Raw genomic sequence first — 19,823 nt, forward strand, 5'->3', positions numbered from 1 at the left:
CTTCAGGCCATCGGCGTCACGCGGGCGCTGCGTCCATCCTATTCCCGCATCTCGCGCGGGGGCGACGAAGGGCATCCTTACGATCCCTTCTTACGGAGGGATCTTCGCTCCCGGCAAGAACCCGGGTTGTTTCGCCGGTGCGGCTAACCTGTGAGGCATGTCCGGACCCATCGACGACTTCTACGCCGTCATCCCCGCGGGCGGCATCGGCAGCCGGCTCTGGCCCCTGTCGCGCGCCGACGCCCCGAAGTTCCTGCATGACCTCACCGGATCGGGGCAGACTCTGCTGCGCGACACGTGGGATCGCCTCGAGCCGCTGGCGGGGCCGGACCGCATCGCGGTGGTCACCGGCCGCGCGCACCGCGCGGCGGTCGAGAAGGAGCTTCCGGGCATCACGGATGAGAACGTCGTCCTCGAGTCGGAGCCCCGCGACTCCACGGCGGCCATCGGACTGGCCGCGGCCATCCTCGCGCGCCGCGAGCCCGACGTCATCATCGGCTCGTTCGCCGCCGACCACGTCATCCGGGTGCCGCAGCTGTTCGAGTGGGCGGTGAACCAGGCGGTCGCGACGGCGCGCGAGGGCTACATCTGCACCATCGGCATCCAGCCGTCCGAGCCCTCGGTCGGCTTCGGCTACATCAAGAAGAGCACGGCGCTGCCGGTCAACGGCGCGCCCGAGGCGGCGCTCGTGGAGAGCTTCGTCGAGAAGCCCGACCTCGAGACGGCGAAGGAGTACTTCGCCGACCGCAACTACCTGTGGAACGCGGGCATGTTCATCTCGCGGGCCGACGTGCTGCTCGGCGAGATCGCCGAGAACGAGCCGCAGCTGTACGCGGGGCTCATGGATCTCGCCGAGGCATGGGACGACCGCGACAAGCGTGGTCCTGTCGTCGACCGCGTGTGGCCGAACCTCAAGAAGATCGCGATCGACTACACGGTCGCCGAGCCGGCCGCCGCGAAGGGCCGCCTCGCCGTGATCCCGGGCCACTTCGACTGGGACGACGTCGGCGACTTCGCGAGCCTGGCCAAGCTGAACTCGCACGGGCGCAAGAACGACCTCGCGATCCTCGGCGAGAACGCGCGCATCCTCTCAGATGCCGCCAGCGGCATCGTGGTCAGCCAGACGCGCCGTGTCATCAGCCTCATCGGCGTGCGCGACATCGTCGTCGTCGACACCGAGGACGCCCTCCTGGTCACCACGAGCGAGCACGCCCAGCGGGTGAAGGGCGTCGTCGACGCCCTCAAGCTGAGCGGTCGCGGCGAGGTGCTCTGACCCGCCGGCGAGGAGCGGACGGATGCCGCTGGCCCCGGCATCCGTTTTCCCTGATCCTCTGCTCATCTGAGCGGGATATTGCGTCTTTGTAACCTTTCGCGAACGGCGCCCCGCGGAGCATGCAACCGCGGCGTCACAGTGGGTAACTTTGTGCAGTCCCCGTGAAGGACGCGGGGGAACGTAGTGGAGGCTGAGTTGACCATCTCACGCACCAAGAAGCTCGTCGGCGTCACGGTCGCCGCGGGCATGCTGATCGCCCTCGCTGGCTGCGGCTCCGCCCCGGAGGAGACGGACCCCACGGGTGACGCCGGCGGCGACGTCGTCGAGGGCTTCACGCCCTGCCTCGTCTCGGACGACGGCGGCTTCAACGACAAGTCGTTCAACCAGTCGGCCCTCGAGGGCATGGAGCGTGCCGCCGAGGAGCTGGGCGTCGAGCCGATCGAGGTCGAGTCCAGCTCGGCCAACGACTACGCCCCGAACCTCGAGAACCTCATCGCCGAGGGCTGCACGTTCATCGTCTCGGTCGGCTTCAAGCTCTCGGCCGACACGATCGCCTCCGCGCTCGCGAACCCCGACGTGAACTACGCGATCATCGACGACTGGGCCGACGCCGAGGCCGACGGCGAGACCGACGCGCCCAACATCAAGCCGCTCATGTTCGACACGGTGCAGGCCGCATACCTCGGCGGATACGCCGCGGCGGCGTGGTCCGCTCAGGCCGGCGTCAACAAGGTCGGCACGTTCGGCGGCATCCCGATCCCGCCGGTCACCATCTTCATGGACGGCTTCGTCGACGGCGTCGAGAAGTACAACGAGGACAAGGGCGGCGCCGTCGAGACCTTCGGCTGGGACGTCGCCGCGCAGGACGGCTCGTTCACCGGTGGCTTCGCCGCCAACGACACCGCCAAGCAGACCGCGCAGGGCATCCTCGACCAGGGCGTCGACGTGATCCTCCCGGTCGGCGGCCCGATCTACCAGAGCGCGCGCGACGCGATCACCGACGGCGGCACCGGCACCGTCATGCTCGGCGTCGACTCCGACCTCGCCGTGGCCGACCCGTCGGTGGCCGACATGGTGCTGGTCTCGATCATGAAGCGGATCGACGAGGCCGTCTACCAGGCGACCCTCGAGGCGTCGACCGGCGACTTCGACGTCACGCCGTACGTCGGCACGCTCGAGAACGAGGGCGTCGGCCTGTCGGGCTTCGGCTCGTTCGAGTCGCAGCTGCCCGAGGGCCTGCTCGACGAGCTCGACGCGCTGCAGGAGCAGATCATCTCGGGTGAGCTCGAGGTGACCTCGCCCAGCTCGCCGTAAGACACAGCAGTCACAGCAGAGCGCGGCCGGGTGGACGTTTCCACCCGGCCGCGTTCTTCCGAGCCCGGCGACACACTGGATAAGGTGCACATATGAAGCTCGAGCTCCGTGGGATCACGAAGCGGTTCGGGTCCCTCGTCGCGAACGACCACATCGATCTGGTGGTCCAGCCCGGTGAGATCCACGCTCTTCTCGGCGAGAACGGCGCCGGCAAATCCACGCTCATGAACGTGCTCTACGGCCTGTACCAGGCCGACGAGGGCGAGATCCTGCTGGACGACGTGGTCCAGCATTTCCGAGGACCCGGTGACGCGATGAACGCGGGCATCGGCATGGTCCACCAGCACTTCATGCTGATCCCCGTCTTCACCGTCGCCGAGAACGTGATGCTCGGTCACGAAGACACCAAGGCGCTCGGCGCGCTGGACCTCGCCAAGGCCCGTCAGCACGTGCGCGCCGTCGCCGACCGCTTCGGGTTCGAGGTCGACCCCGACGCCGTCGTGGGCGATCTTCCCGTCGGCGTGCAGCAGCGCGTCGAGATCATCAAGGCGCTCTCGCGCGACGCGAAGGTGCTCGTGTTCGACGAGCCCACCGCGGTCCTCACGCCGCAGGAGACCGACGAGCTGATGACGATCATGCGTCAGCTGCGCGACGAGGGCACGTCGATCGTCTTCATCACCCACAAGCTCCGCGAGGTCCGCGCCGTCGCCGACCGCATCACCGTCATCCGGCTGGGGAAGGTCGTCGGCGAGGCGTCGCCGACCGCGTCCAACGCCGAGCTGGCGTCGCTCATGGTCGGCCGCGCCGTCGAGCTCACCGTGCACAAGGATCCGCCCCGCCCTGGCGACGGCGGCCTCGCGGTGCGCGACCTGCGCGTCGTCACCGCCGGCGGCACGGTCGTCGTCGACGACGTCGGCTTCGACGTGCGCCCTGGCGAGATCCTCGCCGTCGCCGGCGTCCAGGGCAACGGCCAGACCGAGCTCATCGAGGCCATGGTCGGCCTCGCCGACCGCGTGACCGGCTCGATCGAGCTCGACGGGATCGAGCTCGTCGGCAAGAGCGTGAGAGCGATCCTCGACGAGGGCGTCGGGTTCGTCCCCGAGGACCGCACCGAGGACGGCCTGGTCGGCACGTTCACCGTCGCCGAGAACCTCATCCTCGACCGTTCCGGCGACAAGGCCTTCGTCTCCGGCGGCACGATCCGCCGCGGCATCCTCGACGACTTCGCGAAGGCCCGCATCACCGAGTACGACATCCGCACGCAGGGCCCCGACGTTCCGGCGGGCACGCTCTCCGGCGGCAACCAGCAGAAGGTCGTGATCGCCCGCGAGATGAGCCGCGAGCTCAAGCTGCTGGTGGCGGCCCAGCCCACCCGCGGCGTCGACGTGGGCTCGATCGAGTTCATCCACAAGCGCATCGTCGAGACGCGGGATGCCGGCATCCCGGTCGTCGTCGTCTCCACGGAGCTCGACGAGGTCGCAGCTCTCGCCGACCGCATCGCGGTCATGTACCGCGGCGCGATCGTCGGCATCGTGCCCGGCGACACGCCCCGTGACGTGCTCGGCCTCATGATGGCCGGCGAGAAGGCAGAGGAGGCCGTCGCGTGAGCGGTCAGAATCCCCCCGGCGGCGACCCGCTCAAGGGGCTGCCCGCCGAGCAGATCCCTCCGGTGTCGGGTCCGCTCACGGGGTCGCCCGACCTCCCGGCGCCGACGCCCGAGGCGCCCGGCGCCGTCGACGGCGAGGTTCCGCCCCCGCCGCGGCAGAACGTCTTCATCAAGGAGCTGCTGCGCAGCAACTGGGTGACCACCGTGCTCGCGATCGTCGTCGCGATGGTCGTGGGCGGCATCCTGATGGCCATCACCGACGAAGAGGTCCAGGAGGCGGCGGGCTACTTCTTCGCCCGCCCGACCGACACGCTCGCCGCGATCTGGAACGCCGTGTACGGCGGGTACGAGGCGCTCTTCCGCGGGGCGATCTTCAACCCGCGCGCGAACGACTTCGCGACGCAGATCCGGCCGCTGACGAACACCCTCGGCTTCGCCGCCCCGCTCATCGCGGCGGGCCTCGGCGTGGCGCTGGCGTTCCGCGTGGGCCTGTTCAACATCGGCGGCCGCGGCCAGATCTTGATCGCCTGTGCGACGGCGGCGCTGCTGACGTTCAACCTCGACCTGCCGATGTTCCTGCAGCTGCCGCTCACCCTCGCGGCCGGTATCGCCGGCGGCGCGATCTGGGGTGGCATCGTCGGTGTGCTCAAGGCCCGCACGGGCGCGCACGAGGTGATCCTCACGATCATGCTCAACTACGTCGCGTTCTACCTCGTGGCGTGGATGGTGCGCACTCCGGGCGTGCTCCAGCGTCCTGCGGAGGACCAGCCGATCTCGGCGCCGACGCCCGCGAACGCGCAGTTCCCCGACCTCCTCGGCCCGCGGTTCCCGCTGCTGGACTGGGGCTTCATCATCGTGATCGCGGCCACCGTCTTCGTGTGGTGGCTCGTCGAGCGCTCGAGCCTCGGCTTCCGCCTGCGCGCGGTGGGCGAGAACCCGCACGCCGCCCGGGCGTCGGGCATCTCGGTGCAGCGCATGTACATCTACGCGATGCTCTTCGCCGGAGGCCTGGCCGGCCTCGCGGGCATGAACCAGATCCAGGGGTCGGTGACCTCGGGCTTCGACGGCCTCATCGACGCCGGCATCGGCTTCGACGCGATCACCGTCGCCCTCCTCGGCCGCAGCCGGGCGTGGGGCGTGTTCGCCGCGGGCCTCCTGTTCGGCGCGCTCAAGGCCGGATCGTTCACGATGCAGGCCTCGCAGGACATCCCCGTCGACATCGTGCTGGTCGTGCAGTCGCTCATCGTGCTGTTCATCGCGGCGCCGCCGCTCATCCGCACGATCTTCTTCCTGCCCAAGACCGATGCCGAGAAGGCCGCCCGGGCGAGAGCCAAGGCCGCGAAGAAGGCGGTGTCCGCATGACCACGCTCGCCCCCGCTCCCGCGTCCGACGGCACGATCCAGCTGGCGACCGTGAAGGTGCGTCACCTGAAGCTGCCGATCACGCTCGCGATCGCGACGGTGCTGCTCGCCCTGCTGTTCCTGCTGGCCCCGCGCAACGGCGTGAGCACCTTCCGGCTGGGCGACCCGGGCTCGTCGATCGTCCTGCCGAACGTCAGCGTCCCCACGGCGATCACCTGCTGGCTCCTCATCGGCCTCCTCGTGCTGCTGACGCTGTGGGCGTTCTGGGACGCGTACGCCTACCGCCGGACGGGCATCTGGCTGCCGATCGTGTTCGGTCTGCTCGCCGTGTTCGCGTTCCTGGTGTGGGCCGCCGCCGGCGGCCTGGTGCCGGTCACCGGCCTGCTGTTCGGTGCGCTGTCGCTGTCTGTCCCGCTCATCTTCGGTGCGCTGGGCGGCGTGATCGGCGAACGCGTCGGCGTCGTCAACGTGGCGATCGAGGGTCAGTTCCTGTTCGGGGCATTCAGCGCCGCGCTCCTCGCGAGCATCACGCACAACCCGTTCGTCGGCCTCGTCGGCGCCATGATCGGCGGCGTGCTGGTCGCGTTCGTGCTGGCCGCGTTCTCGATCAAGTACCTCGTCGACCAGGTCATCGTCGGTGTGGTGCTGAACGTGCTCGTGACCGGCCTGACCGGCTTCCTCTACGGCGCTCTCCTCGTGCCGAACGAGGCCGAGCTCAACCGCCCGGTGCGCTTCACCCGGTGGGAGATCCCGGTCCTGGGCGAGATCCCGATCATCGGCCCGGTGCTGTTCAACCAGACCTTCATCGTCTACCTCATGTACGCGACGATCGCGCTGGTGGCGTGGGGTCTGTACCGCACGCGCTGGGGTCTGCGCCTGCGCGCCGTGGGCGAGCACCCGCAGGCCGCCGACACCGTCGGCATCAAGGTCAACACCAGCCGGTTCTGGAACGTCTCGCTCGCCGGCGCGATTGCCGGCATCGGCGGTGCGTACTTCACGCTGGTCTCGGTCGGGCAGTTCACCAAGGAGATGACGGCGGGCCTCGGCTTCATCGCCCTGGCGGCGGTCATCTTCGGTCGCTGGGATCCGATCCGCGCGACGCTGGCCGCGCTGCTGTTCGGCTTCGCGACCAACCTGCAGAACCTGCTGACGGTGCTGCGCACGCCCATCCCCAGCGAGTTCATGCTGATGCTGCCGTACGTGGTCACGATCATCGCCGTGGCCGGCTTCGCGGGTCAGATCCGCGGTCCCGCCGCCGCGGGCAAGCCGTACATCAAGGGGTGACGAGACCCCTTGGAACGTGAACGCCGGATGCCGCGACCCGCGGTGGAGCCTCGAATCACCGTGAACGGAGTCCTCTGGTGACCGATATCGACTGGGACGAGCTGCGCGCCGCCGCGACCGAAGCGATGCAGCGTGCCTACGCGCCGTACTCGCGCTACAAGGTCGGAGCCGCCGCGCTCGTGACCGACGGACGCATCGTGACCGGATGCAACGTCGAGAACGCGTCCTACGGCGTCACTCTCTGCGCCGAGTGCGGGCTCGTCAGCGAACTGGCGATGTCGGGTGGCGGCGGTCTCGTCGCCTTCGTGTGCGTGAACGGGCACGGCGACACGATCATGCCGTGCGGTCGCTGCCGCCAGCTGCTCTACGAGTTCGCGATCCCCGGCATGCTGCTGGAGACCGTGTCGGGCATCCGCACGATCGACGAGGTACTGCCGGACGCCTTCGGGCCGCGCGACCTCGAGGAGGCCGGCCGATGACCCTCGGACAGCCTCAGGACGCCGCCGGCGACCACGGCGTCGAGCCGTTCGACGCCGTCGATGTCATCCGCGCCAAGCGCGACGGCGCAGCGGTGCCCGAGCCCGCGCTGCGCTGGATGGTCGACGCCTACACCCGCGGCTACGTCGCCGACTCGCAGATGGCCGCGTTCGCGATGGCCGTGCTCCTCAACGGAATGACGCGCGACGAGATCCGCGTCATGACCGACGCGATGATCGCGTCGGGGGAGCGGATGAGCTTCGAAGGGCTCGGCAAGCCCACCGTCGACAAGCACTCGACCGGCGGCGTGGGCGACAAGATCACCCTGCCGCTCGCGCCGCTCGTGGCCTCGTTCGGCGTCGCCGTGCCGCAGCTGTCGGGCCGGGGCCTCGGCCACACCGGCGGCACGCTCGACAAGCTCGAGTCGATCCCCGGCTGGCGCGCGGCGCTGTCGAACGACGAGATGTTCGTGCAGCTGCGCGACATCGGTCCGGTCATCTGCGCGGCCGGCTCCGGGCTCGCCCCCGCCGACAAGAAGCTCTACGCGCTGCGTGATGTCACGGGCACTGTCGAGGCCATTCCTCTCATCGCGTCGAGCATCATGTCGAAGAAGATCGCGGAGGGCACCGACTCGCTCGTGCTCGACGTGAAGTTCGGCTCGGGCGCTTTCATGCGCGACGTCGACCGCGCGCGAGAGCTGGCGCGCACCATGGTGGAGCTCGGCACCGACTCGGGTGTCGCGACCACCGCGCTCCTCACCGACATGAACACGCCGCTCGGCCTCGCCATCGGCAATGCGAACGAGGTGCGCGAGTCCGTCGAGGTGCTCGCGGGCGGCGGGCCCGCCGACGTCGTGGAGCTGACCATCGCGCTCGCCCGCGAGATGCTCGCGCTCGCGGGACAACCCGACGCCGACGTCGAGAGAGCCCTCGAGGACGGCCGCGCGATGGACGCCTGGCGCGCCATGATCCGCGCGCAGGACGGAGATCCGGATGCCGCGCTCCCGGCTCCGAACGAGACCCACACGGTCACCGCGACAGAAGCCGGCTACGTCACCGGCATGGAGGCCCTGCCCTTCGGCATCGCCGCCTGGCGCCTGGGCGCCGGCCGTGCCCGCGCCCAGGACCCCGTGCTGCATGCCGCCGGCATCGATCTGCACGTGAAGCCGGGCGACCAGGTGACCGTGGGTCAGCCGCTGTTCACCCTTCTCGGCGAGGATGCCACCCGGTTCGACCGTGCGCTCGAGGCGCTCGAGGGAGCGTGGACGATCGGGGCGGATGCCCCGGCCGCCGCTCCTCTCGTCCTGGAACGCATCACCGCCTAGGCTGGGGCAGTCCCGCACGGGGCTCCTGCGCGGCGGCGGGCCGCGGCATCCATCCGTCATCCCATCCGCGATCCCCACCGAGGAGAACTCATGCCCATCGATCAGCACGGCGACGCCATCCTGGACGGCCTGTCGGTTCGCGGACTGCCCAAGGTGTCGCTGCACGATCACCTCGACGGAGGCGTGCGTCCGGCGACCATCATCGAGCTCGCCGATGCGATCGGGCTGGAGGTGCCGGAGACCGACGCCGACGACCTCGCCGACTGGTTCGCCGAGAAGAGCGACTCGGGGTCGCTCGTGGAGTACCTGAAGACCTTCGACCTCACGACCGCCGTGATGCAGACCCGCGAGGGCCTCACGCGCGTCGCCCGCGAGTTCGTCGAAGACCTGGCCGCCGACGGCGTCATCTACGGCGAGGTGCGCTGGGCGCCCGAGCAGCACCTGACCCGCGGCCTGTCACTGGACGAGGTCGTCGCCGCCGTGCAGGAGGGCATCGAGGAGGGCGAGGACGCGGCCGAGCGTCGCGGCCACGACATCCGCGTCGGCCAGCTGATCACCGCGATGCGCCACGCCGACCGGTCGCTCGAGATCGCGCGACTCGCCGTCGACTGGCGCGGACGCGGTGCCGTCGGCTTCGACATCGCCGGTGCCGAGGACGGGTTCCCGGCGTCGAACCACCGCGAGGCCTTCGACTACCTCGCCTCGGAGTTCTTCCCCGTCACGGTTCACGCGGGAGAGGCAGCCGGCCTCGACTCCATCCGCTCGGCGCTCATCGACGGCCGCGCGCTGCGCCTGGGCCACGGCGTGCGCCTGGCCGAAGACCTCGAGGTCGTCTCGCGGGCGGGCGAAGAGGTGCTCGTGCAGTTCGGCGACCTGGCGCGCTGGGTGCGCGACCGCGAGATCCCGCTGGAGCTGTCGCCGTCGTCGAACCTGCAGACGGGCGCGATCGAGCGCTGGGGCACCACGATCGAGGACCACCCCTTCGACCTGCTGTACCAGCTGGGCTTCGCGGTCACGGTGAACGTCGACAACCGCACCATGAGCCGCACGTCGCTCACGCGCGAGCTCGCGCTGCTCGCCGAGACGTTCGAGTACGGCCTCGACGACCTCGAGGCGTTCCAGCTCAACGCCGCCGCCGGCGCCTTCCTCCCCGTGGAGGAGCGCGAAGAGCTCATCGACCTCATCGCCGACGGCTTCGACGCCTAGCCCCCGCTCTGCCGCCAGTCTGCCGCCGGTCGGTCGTCTGCAGAACTCCTTCGATCTGGGCCGACGCCGGGTGAATCTCGGCTGACCAGGTCCCACGCGAGCGGATCGAAGGAGTTCTGCACGGCCCCGCGCGGAGCGGGCCGTGACAACGTGGACCGAAGCGCGGTGAGCACCTCTTCCCGTCGGTAGAGGATGTCCTCCGCGATCGGCCTGATGGTGGTGTAGCCCAGCGCCGCCGCAGCCAGGTCGCGGCGACGGTCGTGCTTCTGCGACGCCCACCCCTCGTGGTGGGCGCGGCTGTCGCATTCGACGATGAGCCAGCCGTCGACGACGAAGTCGACGCGGCCGACGCCGGCGATCTTCACCTGAACTTCGATGTGGCACCCGAGCCCTCGCAGCATGAGGCGCATGATCGTCTCGGGGCCGGATTCGGAGCGGGGGTCGAGCAGTCGCCGCAATCGCCGATACCGGCGGGGGAGCAGCTCGAAGACGGCGGCGATGCCCGCTTCGTCGACAAGACCGAGATGCCAGGCGCTGTCGAGGGTGGCGATGGCATTGCGCAGACTCTGACAACGGCACGCCTGTGCGAGGGCCTCGATGAGGTCGGCGGCAAGCGTCCCTCGCTCGCGGGAGGTGGCCCGCCAATGCGCGACGACGGCGTGGCTGCGCGGCGGCAGCCGGCTCGCCCCCATATCGATCTGCACGTGCAGTCGGTCGTGCGTGTGGACGAACACGCCGAGGGTGTGCAGCAGCGAGACGCAGTCGAGCCGGCCGCCGAGCCGACCTGCCTGAAGCAGGGCGGGGTGGATGCCGGGCAACGCGTAGCGGCCGTTTCGCAGTCGCAGCAGCCGCCCGGTCCGCACAAGGCTGCGGGTCGCCTCCCGGCTGAGGCCTCGCCTCGCCAATTCGGTCGGGCTGACGAACGTCGCCGAGAGCACCGTCGAGGCGAGATGAAGAGGCGTGGGCGCGAGCACCCATCCATTCCACGGGCTGGACGTCGCCGCCCGCCGTTCCCAGGCGTGATCTGTGGATCTGGTCCCTCGCCCTCGAGCTGGGGAGGAAGCCCGCAGAACTCCTTCGAATCGGACGGGCGGGCCGCCGGATGCGGTCGCGTGGGAGGGCGTGATCAGTGATCGAAGGAGTTCTGCAGCGGATGCCGGGACCCGGGGCCGCGCCGCGCCGGGCGGTCAGCGGCGGGCGACGCCGGGGTGCGTCTGGAGATAGGACTCGAAGGCCTCGGATGAGGTCTTGGCCGGGGTGTAGCCGAAGTCGCGCTTCAGGGCTTCGTTGGCGAGGACGGGGCGGTAGCGGAGGAAGCCGACCTGCTCGGGGCCGTGGACGGTGAGGCGCAGCATCCGCCCGACGCGCAGGCCGAATCCCAGCACGCCGGCCGGCACCGTCACGACGGGTTTGCCGAGGCGGCGGGCGATCTCGGGCACGGTCACGCGGCCGTCACCGGCGACGTTGTAGATGCCGGGCGGGCCGTCGGTGGCGGCGCGCGCCATCGCACCGGCGACGTCGTCGACCCAGACGAAGACGAACGGCGACGCCGAGCCGCGCACGCGCAGCAGCGCGGGGCCGTCCCACAGCGCGGTGATCTGGTTCTGCACGGTGGGGCCGAGGATCGTGCCGATGCGGAACACGACCTGCTGGAGCTCGGGGTGCGACTCGCGGTATCCGGCAAGCAGCTCCTCGACCAGCCGCTTGTGCCTGGAGTACGCGAACTCGTCGTTGCCGCGCACCGGGTCGCTCTCGCGCAGCCACTCCGGGTTGTCGGCGTGGTACCCGTAGGCGGCGCCCGACGACGACACCACGATGCGCTTCACGCCTGCCTCGACGCAGGCTTCGAGCACGTGCCGCGACCCATCGACGTCGACACGGTACTCGAGGCCGTGGTCGCGCCCGGGGTTCACGATGGCAGCCAGGTGCACGACGACGTCGATGCCGTGCCGCCTCAGCAGAGGCGCCAGTCCGTCGGCACGGGTCACGTCGCAGTCGTCGTAGACGACACCGGGAACGGGATGCTGCGGCCGCCGCACATCGCCGGCCACGACGACATCGACATCGGGGCGGGCGGCGAGGGCCGCTGCGACGTGCGAGCCGAGGAAGCCGGAGCCGCCCGTGACGAGCACACGGCGGCTCATGCCGCCGGCTCCGCAGGACCGGAAGAGCCGGATGCCTGCGACCCCGCCCCGGCGGGACCGCCCGCACCGCCGGCGTCTCCAGTGCCGCCGACTCCACGCACCGCGTGGCGGGACGCGTCGCCCTTCACCGAACCGGTGCGGCGCTTGGTGTGGCGGGCCCACAGGGCGGCGACGATGAGGCCGGCGATGATGTCCCAGATGCCCCACCAGCCGGCGACGATCGCCATGCCGCCGAGGCCGCCGAAGAACGCGAAGACGAGCCCCAGTCCGAGGCCGGCGTTGCGGATGCCGACCTCGAACGTCATCGCCTTGCGCTCACGGGTGCCGAGGCCGCCGACGACCGCGGTGGAGTACCCGATGGCGAGCGCGACGGCGTCGTGGATCGTCACCACCAGCACGATGATCCCGAGGAACGCCACGAAGTACGACCAGTTGCCGGCCAGCGCGGCCACGATGAACCCGACCAATGCCAGCAGCGAGAACCACTTCACCCACGGCTGCACGCGTGTCGCGAAGCGCGGGAAGCGATGCCGGATGAACAGGCCGAGCACGAAGGGGAGTCCGATGATCAGGAGGATGTCGCCGAGCATCGCCCACGGGTTCAGCTCGACGGCGACCAGCAGCTCGCGGGCGCTCGGGTGCAGCGAGCCCCAGAACGCGACCGACAGCGGCAGCACGAAGATGTAGATGAGGTTGGACACCGCCGTCATCGATACCGACAAGGCGACGTTGCCGCCCGAGCGGTGCGTGAGCACCTGCGAGATGTTGCCGGGCGGGCAGCAGGCCACGAGGATCATGCCCAGCGCCATCGACGGCGTGACCGGCAGGATGAGGGTCAGGCCGAAGGTCACCGCCGGCAGCACCACGAGCTGCGCGAGGATCGCGATGACGAACGGCTTGGGCTTGCGCGCGACGACCTTGAAGTCCGCGAGCGTCGTATCCAGGGCGATCCCGAACATGATGAGCCCCAGCACGACGTTGAGGATCACGAGCGTGCCCGGGTTGAAATTCAGGAGCACGTCATCCGGGTTCATGCGTCCACCTTCTGGGCCGCGGTCGGGCGGGGCGCCGTCCGCGACGCACGGCCGGCACGGCCGTCGCGACGCTGCAGGCCGTGGGCCGCGGCATCCGTCTTCAGAGTCTCGGCGGCGGCCCTCACCGCAGTGCGGTAGGCGTCCTTGTTGACGTAGTACGACATGCGCTCCAGGCCCAGATAGTTGTAGCCGCCGGTGAGGTCGGGCCAGCGCTCGTCGGCCACGCGCTGCCGGAACGCGGCGGCCCGCTCGGGGTGGCGTTCGATCGCGGCGAGGTAGGCGGCGATGAGCTCAGCCTGCTCGTAGCGACCCTGCCAGCCGATTCCGGATGCCTCGATCATGCCCATCACGTACAGCCCGTTGAACGACGGGGGGAAGGCGTTCAGGTACAGGCGCGGCGCCATTCCCGACCACGCGAGCTCGGCACGATCGACGAAGGGATAGTCGAGCTTGTAGCCCGTCGCGAGGAGGACCATGTCGTACTCGTCGGACGAGCCGTCGCGGAAGTGCACCGTGCCGCCGTCGAAGCGGTCGATGTCCGGCATGATCCGCAGGTCGCCCTGGCCCAGGTGATTGAGGATGAGGTGGTTGACGATCGGGTGCGACTCGTAGATCCGGTAGTCGGGCTTCGGAAAGCCGAACCGCACCGGATCGCCGGTGAACGCGCGCAGCACGCGCGCGTCGACGAACTGCTTCAGGCGTGCGGGAAGCGGCCGCCCCTGGTTGAGCGTGTCGGACGGGCGGCCGAAGAGGTAGCGGGGAACGAAGTAGTAGCCGCGGCGCACGCTCATGTCGACGGATGCCGCGTGGTGGACCGCGTCGACCGCGATGTCGCAGCCCGAGTTGCCCGCGCCGATGATGAGCACGCGCTTGCCGGCGAGCTGCGCCGCGCTCTTGTAGGCGCTCGTGTGGAGCAGCTCGCCGGTGAACTCGCCGCGGAATGCCGGCACGTTCGGCTCCGCAAGCGTGCCGTTGGCGAGGATCACGCCGTCGTACCGGCGCTCGATCACCTCGGTGCCGGCCGAGACCTCGGCGCGCAGCATCCATCCCCCGTCGTCGGTCCGCGCGAGCGCGGTGACCTTCGTGTCGAACCGGAAGTGCTCGGTGAGCCCGAAGTGGCCGGCGAAGTCGCGGAAGTACGAGATGAGCTCGCGGTGGCTGGGGTAGTCCGCCGTCGTCCGCATCGGGAACTCGGCGAACTCGGTGGTGGTGCGCGACGAGATGAGGTGCGCAGACTCGTACATGGTCGAGCGCGGGTTCTCGATGTCCCAGAGTCCTCCGACGCCCCGCGACGCCTCGTAGCCGTCGAAGTCGACGCCCGCCTTCTGCAGCGCCCGCGCGGCCGCCAGCCCTGACGGACCGGCGCCGATGATGGCATAGCGGTGGTCGCTCATTGATCCTCACGTTCGTTCGCCCGGCACGCCGTCGTGCCGATTCCGCCGACAGAACACTAAGCGTTACTCGGCATTAACCGAAATCGCCGCCGGATACCGGTCGGCGTCGAGCATCCGTGGCGATCCGCCTACGAGAAGAGTGCCAGGATGCCGCGCACGAGCACCACCGTCGCGCCGGCCCACGCCAGCACCAGCATGGCGCCTCTGGCGATCCGCGGCGAGACGTTGCGGGAGAGGATGGTGCCGATCGCGATGCCGGCGATCGTCGCGACCGCCAGGGTGCCGACGTCCTCGATCGGCGACACGGGGAATCCCCGAAGCGCCACCGACACCACGCCGAAGACCAGGAAGATCAGCTGCGCGCTGGCGGCGAACCTGCGCTGGGGCCACCGGTCGCCGACCGCGTAGGCGGCCAGTGGAGGGCCGGACAGGCCGCTCGCGACGTGCATGAAGCCGGCCGTCGATCCCGCGACGACGGCGCCGGTTCGTCCGGTGAGCGCCGCCGACAGGGTCGGGATGCGCCCGGCGATGAGCGCGAAATAGGCCATCGCCGCGATGAGGAGCAGCAGGGCCGCGTCCGGCAGAAGCCGCACCAGCAGCGCACCGAACGGCGCCGCGAGCAGACCCGGCCAGATGAGCCACCACGAGCGGGCCCAGTCGATCTGGCGCCACACGAGCGGGATGGCGGTGAGTGAGGCGACGAGCGCGAGCAGCACCCCGAGGGTCACGCCCTCGACGGGTCCGTACAGCAGGACGATGGGGCCGACGAGCACCAGTACGAAGCCGAGGCCGGTGATGCGCTGGATCACCGCGGCGATGAAGGCCGCGATCGCCGCGAGGATGACGGTCACGGGGTTCCAGTCTAGGCGGCGGGATCGCGGCGTCCGTCTCGGATCGCGGCGTTGGGCGCCGGGTCAGGCGATGCGGCGGGCCGCGGCGTCCGTCATACGGTCTGCGGCGGGTGCGGGCGTTTCGTCCCGCTTCGCTCGCTCAACGACCGGGCCGCGGCATCGGTCACCACATCAGGTGATGCGGCGAACGTAGGAGGAATCGGGCGCGAACTTCCTGAATTCGCCTCATCACCTGATTGCGAGACAGGCTGGCAGGCAGGCGGCCACCCAGGCTGGTGCCCAGCCAGCGAGGGAGGCAGGCGGGAGCTCGACTCAGGAGGCGGGCACCCCGAGCGCGAACGCCCCCACCAGCTCGGTGAGCTCGGCCAGCATGTCCTCGTCCGAGATCGTCGGGGTGTTGTCGCCGGCCTGCAGCCCGTAGTCGCCGAACGAGGAGTGGCTCGCGCCTTCGATCTCGTGCATCTCGGCGTCGTCGGGAAGCAGGTGGCGGGCGTCGGCGATCTTCTCGGGGGTCGACAGGCCGTCCTCGCTGCCGGCGACGCTGATCACCGGCAGGCCGGATCCGGACAGGTCGTTGGAGCAATAGGAGCCGAACAGCGCCAGCCCGTCGGCGTCGGACGCGAGCTGGCATGAGCGCACGCCGCCGAGCGAGTGGCCGCCGACGAGCCAGGTGTCGATTCCGGGGGCGAGGCCGGTGAAGCTCGACAGCGGACGCAGGTCGAAGAACGCGAGATTCAGCCAGGGCTTGGTGATCACGACCGTGACGCCGTCCTCCTCGACGAGCCCGGACATCTTGTAGGCGTACGCCCACGGGTCGACCTTCGCGCCGGGCACGAAGACCAGCCCGACGTCGGCCTGGTCGCCGGTGGGGGAGAGCACGATGCCCGCATCCGTGTCGGTGATCTCGATGGCGGCGTTCGAGGTGACCTTGGCCAGCGGCTCGGGCTCGGCGGCCATCACGCCGACCTGGCTCCAGATGAGGATGCCCACGATGCCGATCAGGATCAGCGCGCCGATCGAGCCGAGGATCCACCACAGGACGCGCAGCCCCGTGCTGCGGCGCTTCGGGGTGGCCGGATCCGCAGGCGCGGCGTCGCTGCCGGCGTCCGACGCGGCGGGGCTGGAGGTGGAGGGCTGAGCGGGAGCGGCGTCGCTGCCGGGATCCGAGGCGGGGCTGGAGGTCTGCTCGGGGACGGCGTCAGGCGAGGTCACCTCACGAGCGTAACCGCGTGCCCGATCAGTCTCCTGGGAGGCCCAGGTCCGCCTGGCGCGCGGCCACGACCGCCTGGACCTTCGGGAAGAGCGGATGCCCCGGCTCCAGGCCCGTGACCGACGCCGTGAACGAGGCGGCATCCTGCTCGCGCAGCCACCGCTGCAGGTCCACGGACTGGGCGTCCTCGCTGTCGTCGAACTCCAGTGCGGCGCCCATCGCCGCCACCAGCGCGTCGACGCCGAGGCCCCGCTCCGCGGCCTCCGCGGCCGGACCCACGAACCGCTCGTGCCGCGAGAGCTTGCGCAGCGGCTGGCGGCCCACGCGCCACACGGTGTCGGGAAGCGCGGCGTTGCGGAATCGGCCGAGGATCGTCGCCCGGTACGCGGCGAGCGACTCCGCGTCGAGGCCGTGCTTGGCCTCCAGCAGAGCCGACGTCTCCTCGAGCGCCGCCTCCACGCGAGCGGCCACGCCCGCATCAGCCAGGGCGTCGGCGATGGCCTCGATGCCCGCCTGCGCGCCGAAGTACGCCGCCGTGGCGTGTCCGGTGTTGACGGTGAAGAGCTTGCGCTCGATGTAGGGATCGAGGTCGTCCACGAAGTGGGCGCCCGGGATGTTGGGCGGATCGTCGCCGAACGGCGGCCGTTCGATCGCCCACTCGAAGAAGGGCTCGACGGTCACGTCCACCCCTGCGCCTTCGGGCTGGGCGGGCACGATGCGGTCCACGGCGGTGTTGGCGAACACCGCCCGCGACGCCAGCGCATCCCACGCCTCGCCGGCGAGGGCCTTGATCTCGTCGCGCAGCAGGTCGGTGGCGTTGATGGCGTTCTCGCACGCCATGATCTGCAGCGGCGGGCTCGACGGGTCTCGCAGGGCGAGCCCGGCCACGATGTGCGGCGCGACGAACTTCAGGATCGTCGGCCCCACGGCCGTCGTGACGACGTTCGCGCCGGCGATCTCGTCGATCACCTGGTCGGGATGCTCCGCGCTGTTGATGGCTTTGAAGCCGCTCACCACCGTGTCGTGCCCGCCCTCGCCCACCTCGTGCACCGTGTAGCGGTCGACGCGGTTGATCGCGTCGACAAGCGGGGCCGCGACATCCGAGAACACCAGCTGGTAGCCGCCCTGGTGCAGGAGCAGGCCGACGAACCCGCGCCCGATGTTGCCGGCGCCGAAGTGGACGGCCTTCATCACACGCCCGCCGCCGACACCAGGCTGAAGAGCTCCTCCGGTGTCTGCGCCTGCTTGAGGCGGGCGACCTCGTCTTCATCCGAGAACAGGATCGCGATCTGCGACAGGATCTCGAGGTGCTCGTCGCCCTTGCCGGCGATGCCGACGACGAAGGTCACCGGGTTGCCGTCCCAGTCGACGCCGCCGTCGTAGCGCACGACCGACAGCGCGGAGTCGAGGATCTCGTTCTTCGTCTCGTTCGTGCCGTGCGGGATCGCCAGCTCGTTGCCCATGTACGTCGACACCGTCTGCTCCCGCTGCAGCATCGCGTCGTAGTACCTGCCGGTGACGGCGCCCGCGGACTGCAGGATGTCTGCCGCCTCCCTCATCGCGTCGTCGCGCGTGGCGCTCCCGGAGTGGATCCGGACCTGCCCGATGCTCAGTACCTCGCGTGCCATGTCATGCCTTTCTCGTGGATCGTCGGTTGTGGGGAGCGGATGCCGCAGCCCGCGGTGCTCGCGGCACAACGGCGCGGGCGCCGACGCCGATGGGGCCGGGTACATCCGCCCGGCCCCATCGGCGGGGCGTCATGCCTTCTCGTCGTGCTGTGCCCGGACGAGGTCGACGACCTCGTCGTAGCGCGGCGAGTTCATGAAGTTGTCGACGGACACGTGCACCGCATCGGGCGTGCGCTGACGGGCGCGTTCGGTCAGCTGGTTCTGCGTGATCACCAGGTCGGCGGAGGGGTCGAGGGCGGCGATCGCCTTGTTGACGACCGTGACGTCCTCGATGCCCGCCTTCTTGATCTTGTTGCGCAGCACGCTGGCGCCCATCGCCGACGAACCCATGCCCGCGTCGCACGCGAACACGATGTTCTTGATCTCGCGCTCGGTCATGGTCGACGGCTCGATGCCGCCGTCGGCCCCGGTCGCCGCGCCGCCGCGCAGGCCCGAGAGGTGCGACGACGACCGGCCCTTGGCGGCCTCGGTCTGGGTGATGGCCGCGCCGAACGCGTCGTCGGTCGCTGCGAGCGCCTCGAGGTCGCGTCTGCGCGATGCCCGGAGGATCAGCCACGCGATGAGGAACGTCACCGTGGCAGACAGGATCACCGACAGGATGACGGCCAGGTACGCGCCCTGCGCGGTCTGCGCCAGCACCGCGATGATGCTGCCTGGTGCCGCGGGCGCGCGCAGCGCGCCGCCGAGCAGCATGTTCGTCGTGACGCCGGTCATGCCGCCCGCGATGAGCGCGAGGATCAGGATCGGCTTCATCAGCGCGTACGGGAAGTACACCTCGTGGATGCCGCCGAAGAACTGGATCACGGCCGCACCGGGCGCGGACGCGCGCGCCGCGCCGATCCCGAAGAAGGTGAACGCGAGCAGCAGGCCGACGCCGGGGCCGGGGTTGGCTTCGAGGAGGAACAGGATCGATGAGCCGTCGTCTGCGGCCTGCGCGATGCCGAGCGGCGTCAGCACGCCGTGGTTGATGGCGTTGTTGAGGAAGAACACCTTCGCCGGCTCGATGAGGATGCTCGTGAGCGGCAGCAGGTTGAACTCGACCAGCCATTCCACCGCGCGGCCGAGCGCGCCCATGATGCCGTTGACGAGCCAGGCGATCGGGTAGAACCCGACCACGGCCATGACGAAGCCCCAGATGCCGGCCGAGAACATGTTGACGAGCATCTCGAAGCCCGCCCGGATCTTGCCGTCCCACAGGCTGTCCAGCCACTTCATGGTGTACGCCGACAGCGGGGCCAGGATCATCGCGCCGATGAACATGTGCACCTGGCCGAGCTGGGCCTCGCCTTCGGCCAGCGTCTCGTTGAACTGCGCCACGAGCAGGTCCGACCCGGCGATGGCACCCATCGTCGCGATCGACGCCACGACGCCGCCGCGGACGCCGTACACGATGTTGCCGCCCGTGTAGGCGATGAGGATCGGCAGCAGGTAGTGGATGAACGGGCCTACGATCGTGGCGAGGTCGGCGTTGGGGGTCCAGCCGACGTCGATGAAGAAGGCGGTGAAGATGCCCCACGCGATGAGCGCGGGGATGTTCGGCATGATCATGCCGGACAGGTACGTGCCGAAGCGCTGGACTCCGACCCGTACTCGCGACCCGCCGCTGGTGGCGGGAACTGACGCCGTTGTCATGGCTGTGTCTCCTTGTTCGGATGGT

General features: G+C 70.0%; 17 protein-coding genes. 8 read left to right on the forward strand and 9 right to left on the reverse strand.

Going from position 1 to position 19,823, the window contains the following annotated elements; genetic code table 11:
* The first annotated feature begins 157 nt into the window (after window positions 1-157).
* From IM767_RS11095 to IM767_RS11130, 8 genes are all read left to right on the forward strand, one after another.
* Complete coding sequence (locus tag IM767_RS11095) at window positions 158-1,273, forward strand: mannose-1-phosphate guanylyltransferase (RefSeq protein WP_109209879.1); 1,116 nt, start codon at window positions 158-160, stop codon at window positions 1,271-1,273.
* Window positions 1,274-1,468: 195 nt separating this feature from the next.
* Complete coding sequence (locus IM767_RS11100) at window positions 1,469-2,587, forward strand: BMP family lipoprotein (RefSeq protein WP_109209880.1); 1,119 nt, start codon at window positions 1,469-1,471, stop codon at window positions 2,585-2,587.
* 92 nt (window positions 2,588-2,679) lie between these two features.
* Window positions 2,680-4,194 (forward strand): ABC transporter ATP-binding protein, encoded by a 1,515-nt coding sequence (locus tag IM767_RS11105; protein WP_109209881.1) that lies wholly within the window; start codon window positions 2,680-2,682, stop codon window positions 4,192-4,194.
* Window positions 4,191-5,555, forward strand: coding sequence for an ABC transporter permease (locus IM767_RS11110; RefSeq protein WP_109209882.1), 1,365 nt, complete (start codon window positions 4,191-4,193; stop codon window positions 5,553-5,555). The genes IM767_RS11105 and IM767_RS11110 overlap by 4 nt, the downstream gene beginning before the upstream one ends.
* Entirely contained in the window at window positions 5,552-6,838 is a 1,287-nt protein-coding gene (locus IM767_RS11115) for an ABC transporter permease (RefSeq protein WP_109209883.1), read from the forward strand. Before IM767_RS11110 ends, IM767_RS11115 begins: the two co-directional genes overlap by 4 nt.
* 77 nt (window positions 6,839-6,915) lie before the next feature.
* The gene (locus tag IM767_RS11120; protein ID WP_109209884.1) at window positions 6,916-7,317 is read left to right on the forward strand and encodes a cytidine deaminase; all 402 of its coding nucleotides are present in this window, start codon (window positions 6,916-6,918) and stop codon (window positions 7,315-7,317) included.
* Entirely contained in the window at window positions 7,314-8,639 is a 1,326-nt protein-coding gene (locus tag IM767_RS11125; RefSeq protein ID WP_109209885.1) for a thymidine phosphorylase, read from the forward strand. Before IM767_RS11120 ends, IM767_RS11125 begins: the two co-directional genes overlap by 4 nt.
* Before the next feature lie 90 nt (window positions 8,640-8,729).
* The gene (locus tag IM767_RS11130; RefSeq protein ID WP_109209886.1) at window positions 8,730-9,845 is read left to right on the forward strand and encodes an adenosine deaminase; all 1,116 of its coding nucleotides are present in this window, start codon (window positions 8,730-8,732) and stop codon (window positions 9,843-9,845) included.
* Here the strand turns inward: IM767_RS11130 and IM767_RS11135 are convergent.
* The 9 genes from IM767_RS11135 to IM767_RS11170 all read right to left on the reverse strand — a co-directional run bounded on the left by IM767_RS11135 (window position 9,842) and on the right by IM767_RS11170 (window position 19,798).
* A complete protein-coding gene (locus IM767_RS11135) occupies window positions 9,842-10,819 on the reverse strand; it encodes a type IV toxin-antitoxin system AbiEi family antitoxin domain-containing protein (protein ID WP_239453251.1) in 978 nt (325 codons plus the stop codon). The two genes, IM767_RS11130 and IM767_RS11135, sit on opposite strands and share 4 nt — an antisense overlap.
* A 213-nt stretch (window positions 10,820-11,032) precedes the next feature.
* Window positions 11,033-11,989 carry an SDR family oxidoreductase gene (locus IM767_RS11140; protein ID WP_109209887.1) on the reverse strand — a complete coding sequence of 319 codons (957 nt, stop codon included), beginning with the start codon at window positions 11,987-11,989 and terminating at the stop codon, window positions 11,033-11,035.
* Window positions 11,986-13,023 carry a bile acid:sodium symporter family protein gene (locus IM767_RS11145; RefSeq protein WP_109209888.1) on the reverse strand — a complete coding sequence of 346 codons (1,038 nt, stop codon included), beginning with the start codon at window positions 13,021-13,023 and terminating at the stop codon, window positions 11,986-11,988. Before IM767_RS11145 ends, IM767_RS11140 begins: the two co-directional genes overlap by 4 nt.
* On the reverse strand, window positions 13,020-14,417 hold the full coding sequence (locus tag IM767_RS11150; RefSeq protein WP_109209889.1) for a flavin-containing monooxygenase: 1,398 nt from the start codon (window positions 14,415-14,417) through the stop codon (window positions 13,020-13,022). Before IM767_RS11150 ends, IM767_RS11145 begins: the two co-directional genes overlap by 4 nt.
* Before the next feature lie 128 nt (window positions 14,418-14,545).
* Window positions 14,546-15,268: a TSUP family transporter gene (locus IM767_RS11155; RefSeq protein ID WP_109209890.1), complete on the reverse strand. Its 723-nt coding sequence runs from the start codon at window positions 15,266-15,268 to the stop codon at window positions 14,546-14,548.
* Window positions 15,269-15,580: 312 nt separating this feature from the next.
* A complete protein-coding gene (locus IM767_RS11160; protein ID WP_198425888.1) occupies window positions 15,581-16,315 on the reverse strand; it encodes an alpha/beta hydrolase in 735 nt (244 codons plus the stop codon).
* Between the two features lie 190 nt (window positions 16,316-16,505).
* A complete protein-coding gene (locus IM767_RS11165; RefSeq protein ID WP_109209892.1) occupies window positions 16,506-17,669 on the reverse strand; it encodes a mannitol-1-phosphate 5-dehydrogenase in 1,164 nt (387 codons plus the stop codon).
* Window positions 17,669-18,106: a PTS mannitol transporter subunit IIA gene (locus tag IM767_RS20785; RefSeq protein WP_239453252.1), complete on the reverse strand. Its 438-nt coding sequence runs from the start codon at window positions 18,104-18,106 to the stop codon at window positions 17,669-17,671. The genes IM767_RS11165 and IM767_RS20785 overlap by 1 nt, the downstream gene beginning before the upstream one ends.
* Window positions 18,107-18,235: 129 nt before the next feature.
* Window positions 18,236-19,798, reverse strand: coding sequence for a PTS mannitol transporter subunit IIBC (locus IM767_RS11170; RefSeq protein WP_239453253.1), 1,563 nt, complete (start codon window positions 19,796-19,798; stop codon window positions 18,236-18,238).
* Window positions 19,799-19,823 lie beyond the last annotated feature (25 nt).

This window comes from Microbacterium ureisolvens (assembly GCF_015278315.1).
In the GTDB taxonomy this organism is placed as follows: domain Bacteria; phylum Actinomycetota; class Actinomycetes; order Actinomycetales; family Microbacteriaceae; genus Microbacterium; species Microbacterium ureisolvens.